The organism is Candidatus Magnetobacterium casense, assembly GCF_019173545.1.
Taxonomy (GTDB): Bacteria; Nitrospirota; Thermodesulfovibrionia; order Thermodesulfovibrionales; family Magnetobacteriaceae; genus Magnetobacterium; species Magnetobacterium cryptolimnobacter.
Genome location: NZ_JABXWD010000177.1, coordinates 1 through 7,105, shown reverse-complemented (window position 1 = coordinate 7,105; position 7,105 = coordinate 1). Strand labels below are relative to the sequence as shown.

The window sequence follows — 7,105 nt, the reverse complement described above, 5'->3', positions numbered from 1 at the left end:
GCTTGCCTCAGAGATAATTTCGACGCCGCGTTGCACAATCCATTGTCTTTGCCAATCGGCTTCGAATGCATCAAGCGACACATCCTCTAATACGCCGCAAACGCGTTCGATAGCCTCGACAATGTCAGTAAGGCGTGGAATAAGCGAAGGTGCGGTCACTCAGAATACGCAAATCGCTGCGGCTTCGATGCCCTGCCGCAGTGTCTTGTGCAGACTATCGCGTGTCATGATATCAGCCTTGCATCTAAGGATTTGAGAGGCGTATTCCTTCACATCCATCAGCTCAAAGAGACCGAAATTTCCCTTTTCATAGTCAAAGAAAAGATCAACATCGGAATCCTCCTTCGCCTCATCGCGTGCAGTGGAGCCAAAAAGGTAAAGATGCTCAATTCCAAACCGCTTCAGGTCGGCCTCGTGACGTTCCAATAGACTTATGGCTTCGTTACGTTGCATCATTATATTATAGCACAGGTTCGGAATGTTTTCTTGTTGTTGAAAAATTTATGCACCCTGTGCCGTGCATCCTACCTGAACTTCAGAAAGCTGCCCTTTATCTCCTGAGTGACAGTGGATGTGTCGTCGGGATTTGACAGTATCCTGGGGGTGATGAGCACGATAAGCTCTGTCCTTCTGACCCTGTCAGAGCTGCTCTTGAAGGCATACCCCAGGATAGGGATATCGCCAAGCAAGGGTACCTTTTTCTCTGTAGAATCGACATTTTTCGACCTTATGCCTCCTATTATAACAGTCTGCCCGTTGGCGGCAACAACGGAGGTATTGATCCGTCTTTTCAGTATCAGCGGGGAGTCTATATTAGAGGTCTGGTTGGTCTGTGCCTCGCTGACCTCCTGGGATATCTCCATGGTGACAAATCCCTCGGCATTGATTGTGGGTTTTAGTCTCATCAGAACACCCGTGCTCTTGTACTGGACGTTTCTCAGAACGCTGGGGGTGGTTGTCGATGAACTGACGTCTGTAGAGGAAACCTCGCTCGATATGATGGGAACATCGTTACCTATCTGGATGGTGGCCTCCGTGTTGTCCAGGACCATCAGGTGTGGCTTGGAGAGGATTTCGATCTTTTTGTCGGTGGCAAGCATGTTGATAAGCGATTCCACCTTGGAGTTGTCCGCGGTGAAGTGGTATACCATCCCCGAACTTTTATCCAGGCCAAGTTGTCCCAGCGTTGAGAGTGCGAACTTCCCGTCAAGCATCCGCCCGGAGAGATACCACTCAAACCCCATATTATTTTGATCATCAAGCGTCATTTCGGCAATGGTGGCCTCAATGAGTACCTGCCTTGGCGGTGTGTCGATTTCCCGCAACAGGCCAAGTATGTTTCGGTATATTGACGGCGTGGTCATCATCATTACGATGTTCCTCCTGTCATCAGAGGCAATCCTAAGCCCTTGTGCAGAGAACTCGGTTACTGTCCCCTGGGGCGAAACAGGGGCAGGGGTAGGGGGTTGTGTTGTTGTTGTGGTGGTAGCTGCCGCAGGGGTGGTTGACACTGGCGACCTGACCTCCGCTTTTGCCCTTACGTCTGTCTTATGCACCACTCCGTAGAGCTTCTGGATGGATTCCACCAACTCGGAGGCCTTACTGTAGCGCGGCACATAGGAAAACGTCTTCTCCTCTGTCCCGGCGGACTCGGCGCTGTCGAGCTTGTCCCTCCACTGCTGCACGAAGTCCATGACCTGTTGGTCGGGCGCCGATACCAGAACCCCGTTTAAGGACTTCACCTGGATTAGCATCACCCCAGGCTCTCTGTGGTCTGTTGACACCTGTATGCCAAGTCCCTTCAGTATTGACGTCAACTGAGTAACAAACTCCTCCGGCTTCCAATAGATCAACCTAAGAAGCGAAAGCTTCCTCTGGTGAAGATACGGAACATCCATTGTATCTATGAAGCTGATGACCGACTTCATGGCCGATGCCACTCCCATGAGAATGAGCGCATTGTCCCTGGGGTAGGTCTTTGTGGTCACGGTGCCCTTGTACAGCTCCGTTATTAGGGGGGCAAGGTCGGCAACACCAACGTAGCGGAGGTTGACCACCTGAACCACCGTCATTGAACTGACCGCAGGCATCCTGCCAACCCTCACATCGGTTGGGTCTGTGCCGGTTACAGGTTTGAGTATGTACAGACTGCCGGCCTTCTCACCTACCAGCAGTCCCTTCTGCCGCAGCAGCTCTACGACAATGTCCAGGGCACCGGCAGCTGACATCTCTTTCGTCATCCTTAACGTCACGGGGGTCTTCATACCCTTGACCGCTTCATCTATAAAGAACGTTACCTTTAAGGCATCACCAACGGCGTATATTATGAAGTCCGACAGCGCCATCCCGTCAACGTTTATCATGACGGGTTTGTCTTGCATGGTTAACCTCTTGGGGTCAACGGGATGAAGCTCAAAGGCCAGTTTGTCATTTGTCGTCTGCTCATAAGATGGCATCTGGAGTGCCTCTACCATGTCACCGGAGGGCTTGTGTTGCGCAGCCTCCTCGAGTTCCTTAAAGCGGTTGCCGGGGATTATCCGCGATGTTGCGTTGTCGCTATCTATGCCAAAAGGCTCCAGGTCCGCCTTGCGGGGTGCCGTCTTACATGCCTGCAGCGATATCAGCACGACTACGATCAATAATAAACAATACCTTTTCATCAATCCTGCCTTATTAAGTACCTATCCATGATTAATTATATTGCCTGTTGAGTTAACTCCGGTCAAGATAAAGAAGGGGGCGGCTCCGCCCCCCCTCAGACCCCCCTGCAAGGGGACCAGTCCCCTTGACCCCATTTATAAAAATACTTCTATCCATGTACTTATTGTCTCTTTATGTCAAAGACCTTTAATTCCTTTTCGCCGCTATCGTCTTTCAAGACCACCGACAATCCCTTGATAAGCGACAACTCGCCACTATTACCGAGCTTGTCCTTCTCCTTTAATATATAGAGGGCGTCCGTTTCATCCATCAACACGGCCCGCACTACACCGGTGTTTAACACCCCGACAAGGCGATAACTCTTTGCAGGCACCGCCACAGCAGCAACCTCCGGCGCATACTTGCCATCGGCGGAGAATATGTTGCGCACGGAGATATTTTCGTATTGTCTGCCCTGTTGCCGGAGCAATGCCATCAACGACACCTTGTCCTCCGCCGCTTGCCCTGTGGAACCGGATGCAGTGACCTTGCCCTCTGTCACAGGTATCCTGCCATAGCGCTCCACCACAACAGGCATCACCGATACGATGATTGCCACAATCAAGGCATCGAACTTGTACCTCCTGAAGCCGGCCAGCAGGGTATGTCCCAAGGCAGACAAGCCTACTGCCTGGCCACACCGTCAGAGTCTTCTGATGTAACCCGTGACAATAAGTTTAACCGTATAGGTGTTGCCACTTCCACTAATTTCAACGTCCTTTACCGTAAGGATCGGCCTTGCTTCTAATATATCCTTTAACAGCTCAATGGCTGCCCTGATCTGCCCCGATACACGAATCAGAACCGAGGCATCAGACAACACAGCCTCCTGCGTGTCTTCCAGCAACTGGAAGTTTAACACATTGAGCGCCCTTTTTTCAGCCAACCCCGTGACAGCCCTGACCAGGTCGGTCTGAATTTCCGTCCTGTTGGCGTCCCTGGGATACAAGAGGGTTGCAAGTTCCTGTTCGAGTGCCGGGTCTGCCCCCGTATCCAACGACATATACCGACGCATCAGTTGTTGTTTGCTATCGTAGACGGCCTGCAACTCCGACAACAGCCCACGTTTCTCCTCAATCTTACGGTGCATAGGTACTGCCACAAACCGGATTATACACAGGATGATTAAGAGAAATACGATAGACTTATTCACTTGCATGTTATTAAATGATGCACATGGTAACAGTATAAAGGGGTCAAGGGGACTGGTCCCCTTGCAGGGGGTTCTGAAGGGGGGCGGAGCCGCCCCTTTCTTGCCTTTTGCCTTTGTCTTTGTTCAACGCTTGCAGGCGAAAACTCGGAAGTTGAGGTTTTCGAATATGGAGTTTTTTTGTTCCAGCCATTGCAGGAAGTTTATATCCAGACGCCTGGCCCTGAAGCCCTCCAGGAGGAGGTTGAAGTTTGCGATGTGTTCTTTGGTTCGCTTTTCGCAGTACTGAGAGGCCGTCCCCATGGTCATCAGAAAAGTCCAGTCGCTGCTCTGACTCAAAAGCAGTTCCCTGAGCAACTGGTTGAGCACCCTGATAGTGATAGGGTGAGTTTCGTTGTAGTGTGCGTTGGCCAGGGTCTCCATGGTTGTAGCCATCGAAAAGAGGTGCTTGTAGACCCAGTCGTTTTTGTCGTTGAGCCAGACGTCATAACCGCCCTTGTCACCCCAGGTGGACGGCCTTGGACTTACCACCTGATTATCGGGATGCCCGGAGAGATACTCCAGTGGGGTGATGGCCTCGATAGTCTTACCGTTGTGTGTCTGACAGAAGACGTGGTACAAGAATTCCGGCCCCTCAAACCACCAATGCCCATACAGTTCGGTGTCATAGCAGGAGACGACTACAGGGGGTCTGTCCATGCCACGGGATAGCGCCCGTAGGTGGTCGTCCCGTTTGGAGCAGAAGTCCCTGGCGTGGAGGATGGCCTTGTTTCGTGCCACTTCCGGGATGTAGGGGCGTTTGTCGTCGGCAGGGCCTGTCACCCGGTAGTACTTCAGCCCGGTAAAGACACGTATGCCGTCGGGGCTTATATACGGCTTGATGTAGCCAAAGTCGAGGTCGTATCCGATGTCCTTGTAGAAGTCGCGATAGTCAAAGTCCCCCGGATAACCGGACTTGGAACTCCACACCTGTTGCGAGGACAGCGGGTCACGGGCAAAGGCCGCAACCCCATGCGTGGTGTACACGGGGGCATATACGTTGTACAGTGGAGACGGACTGCCCTCGGTCAACCCGTGGGTGTCAAGGAAGAAGTATTGCAGCGAGTGTCTACTGAGTACCTCATCCAGTCCCTCGTAGTAGGCGCACTCGGGCAGCCATATGCCACCTGGCGCCTTGCCAAAGTGTCGCGTGTGCGTCTGCACCGCAACTCCTATCTGCACCTCAACGGCCTGCGGATTGACGCTCAACAGCGGCAAGAATCCGTGCGTTGCTCCACAGGTGATGACATCGAGCTTGCCCATATCCATAAAGCGCCTGTAGCCGCTGAGAAGATTACAGTTGAGGGCGTTTACGTAAAAGGACTTGATCTCGTTAAATCTTTGATTATAAAAGAGCGCCAGTGGCAGAAAATCCGCGTTGTTGGTCAGACGGTCGATCTCCCTCTCTGATAGCTCTATGAGTTTGTCCAGGTGTTTCATGTAGCGTTGTCTGAGGTGTTCATCGGCCAGCATTTCGGCAAGCGTGGGCGTCACGGACGTAGTCAGCCGGAAGTCAACACCTTCGTCAACCATCCTCTGCATGATCATCAGCAGGGGGATGTAGGTTTCGGTTATGGCCTCAAACAGCCAGTGCTCCTCCAGGAAGTAGTCGTACTCCGGATGCTTTACAAACGGCAGGTGGCTATGCAGCACCGGTAACCAGTAGCCCTGTGTCATACCGAAGGCCCTCTAAGCACCAGCCGTAATCGGCAGTTCAGACTTCTTAGCTCCTGCTACCAAGGCAAACCTTCCTCCACTGTCTTGTAACCACCACTTGCACCAACCCTGGAATATATATAAGGTGAATGCGCTGCTTCTGTATCTATCCATCTTATTCTTTTTTATAATGTTATTGATGGAAGCATTGTAACCTAATTAAATATAATTTTGTGCAAGACGTCATCGGCCTTGGCAAGCCCTGCCTGACGAGCTTCTTCTTGACCTCCTCAGGCGGCCTCATAGATTACCTTTCCGTACTTGTCCGCCGGATATGCGATGCCACCTATGACATCCTTGCTCTCCTCGAACCACTCGGTGGAAATGACTATGACGTCAAAGGGATAACCGAGGCCGCCAAGGACTTCCATCAAACGGGCGCTGTTTTTCCTCCGGTCACCCGGGTCGTTTTCGATTACAAGGAGGTCTATGTCGCTGTCGCGGGTCATCCTGCCCGATGCCGCCGAGCCGAAGAGAATGACCTTCTGCGGCGATGCGACGGCCAAAATCCGACAGACTATCTCTTTTATAAGTGATTCATCCATGGCCATTTAAGCCTTTTTCTGTTAACGAAGGGGCGTTTTTATATCCAGTGTTCATTATCGCCCTTGCTAAACATTCCATAGTGAACTTGCTACCAGTAACTCTATGTAGTGCTCTAACATTGTCTTATTACCTCCCATCACAAAATTATTTGAATTCTCTACCGTCTGAGTTTATTAAAATCTGGTATCTTCTTTAAAAATCATGGTAAAACACATTTCCATATTGTAAAAACACTTTGCTTTTATTGTCATTGCATAACAGTCATTAAGATATAGTGTAACCTAAAAATAAAATTTTGTGCAAGCCGTTTTTATACATCTATTAGGGATTTTTCACTAGCCGCTGAACTATTACGTTTTATCTTGCGACTCATTGTATTGTGATAGTCTCATATAATCCCCTTCAAGTATTTCATAACGGCATCTCGGACCTTACTGGCCAGTTTCAGTGCCTGTTCCGCCTCTTGCATATCCGGTTCGGGCACGCCTGATGGGTAACGGATATCGACCCCATAAGGGGTAAGCATGACTGCGTCTTTCAGCCCATTTATCAAGCCAGGTTGTGCCGGTTCAGCCAAATCGAGAAGTTGCTTTATCGAATGGGTTTTGGGGAACTCTATCTGATACCATGTTAGAATTGCCTTGATATACTTCTCAGCAGCCTGTTGAGCATGAAAACATGTTGGATACAAGAGGGGTGGCCTCAAGGCAAGGAGTGCTTCACAAGCTTTTACATCGTCATCGGCCTTGGCAAGCCACTGCCTGACGAGCTTTTTCTTGACCTCCTCAGGCGGCCTCATAGATTACCTTTCCGTACTTGTCCGCTGGATAGGCGATGCCGCCTATGACGTCCTCACTCCCCTCGAACCACTCGGCGGCGAAGGGGGTTCTAAAGGGGGTCGGAGCCGCCCCTTTTTGGTGTAGTCGTACTCCGGGTGCTTTACAAACGGCAGGT

General features: G+C 50.9%; 7 protein-coding genes. All 7 read right to left on the bottom strand.

What is annotated here, in order from left to right; all coding sequences use genetic code 11:
• Positions 1–159: 159 nt before the first annotated feature.
• Positions 160–453, bottom strand: a complete 294-nt coding sequence (locus HWQ67_RS10325; protein WP_218252610.1) for a nucleotidyltransferase family protein — start codon at positions 451–453, stop codon at positions 160–162.
• A 71-nt stretch (positions 454–524) separates the two neighbouring features.
• Positions 525–2,660, bottom strand: coding sequence for a secretin N-terminal domain-containing protein (locus tag HWQ67_RS10320; protein ID WP_218252609.1), 2,136 nt, complete (start codon positions 2,658–2,660; stop codon positions 525–527).
• A gap of 161 nt (positions 2,661–2,821) precedes the next feature.
• On the bottom strand, positions 2,822–3,313 hold the full coding sequence (locus HWQ67_RS10315; protein WP_218252608.1) for a hypothetical protein: 492 nt from the start codon (positions 3,311–3,313) through the stop codon (positions 2,822–2,824).
• A 30-nt stretch (positions 3,314–3,343) separates the two neighbouring features.
• Complete coding sequence (locus HWQ67_RS10310) at positions 3,344–3,790, bottom strand: GspMb/PilO family protein (RefSeq protein WP_218252607.1); 447 nt, start codon at positions 3,788–3,790, stop codon at positions 3,344–3,346.
• Positions 3,791–3,976: 186 nt separating this feature from the next.
• A complete protein-coding gene (locus tag HWQ67_RS10305) occupies positions 3,977–5,566 on the bottom strand; it encodes a glycoside hydrolase family 57 protein (protein ID WP_218252606.1) in 1,590 nt (529 codons plus the stop codon).
• A 269-nt stretch (positions 5,567–5,835) separates the two neighbouring features.
• Entirely contained in the window at positions 5,836–6,150 is a 315-nt protein-coding gene (locus HWQ67_RS10300) for a nucleotidyltransferase domain-containing protein (RefSeq protein ID WP_218252605.1), read from the bottom strand.
• Positions 6,151–6,539: 389 nt separating this feature from the next.
• A complete protein-coding gene (locus tag HWQ67_RS10295) occupies positions 6,540–6,950 on the bottom strand; it encodes a HEPN domain-containing protein (RefSeq protein WP_218252604.1) in 411 nt (136 codons plus the stop codon).
• Positions 6,951–7,105: the final 155 nt, after the last annotated feature.

Coding starts and splice junctions, on each gene's coding strand:
- HWQ67_RS10325 (WP_218252610.1), bottom strand. CDS start 453: ATGCAACGTAACGAAGCCATAAGTCTATTGGAACGTCACGAGGCCGAC.
- HWQ67_RS10310 (WP_218252607.1), bottom strand. CDS start 3,790: ATGCACCGTAAGATTGAGGAGAAACGTGGGCTGTTGTCGGAGTTGCAG.
- HWQ67_RS10320 (WP_218252609.1), bottom strand. CDS start 2,660: ATGAAAAGGTATTGTTTATTATTGATCGTAGTCGTGCTGATATCGCTG.
- HWQ67_RS10305 (WP_218252606.1), bottom strand. CDS start 5,566: ATGACACAGGGCTACTGGTTACCGGTGCTGCATAGCCACCTGCCGTTT.
- HWQ67_RS10300 (WP_218252605.1), bottom strand. CDS start 6,150: ATGGATGAATCACTTATAAAAGAGATAGTCTGTCGGATTTTGGCCGTC.
- HWQ67_RS10295 (WP_218252604.1), bottom strand. CDS start 6,950: ATGAGGCCGCCTGAGGAGGTCAAGAAAAAGCTCGTCAGGCAGTGGCTT.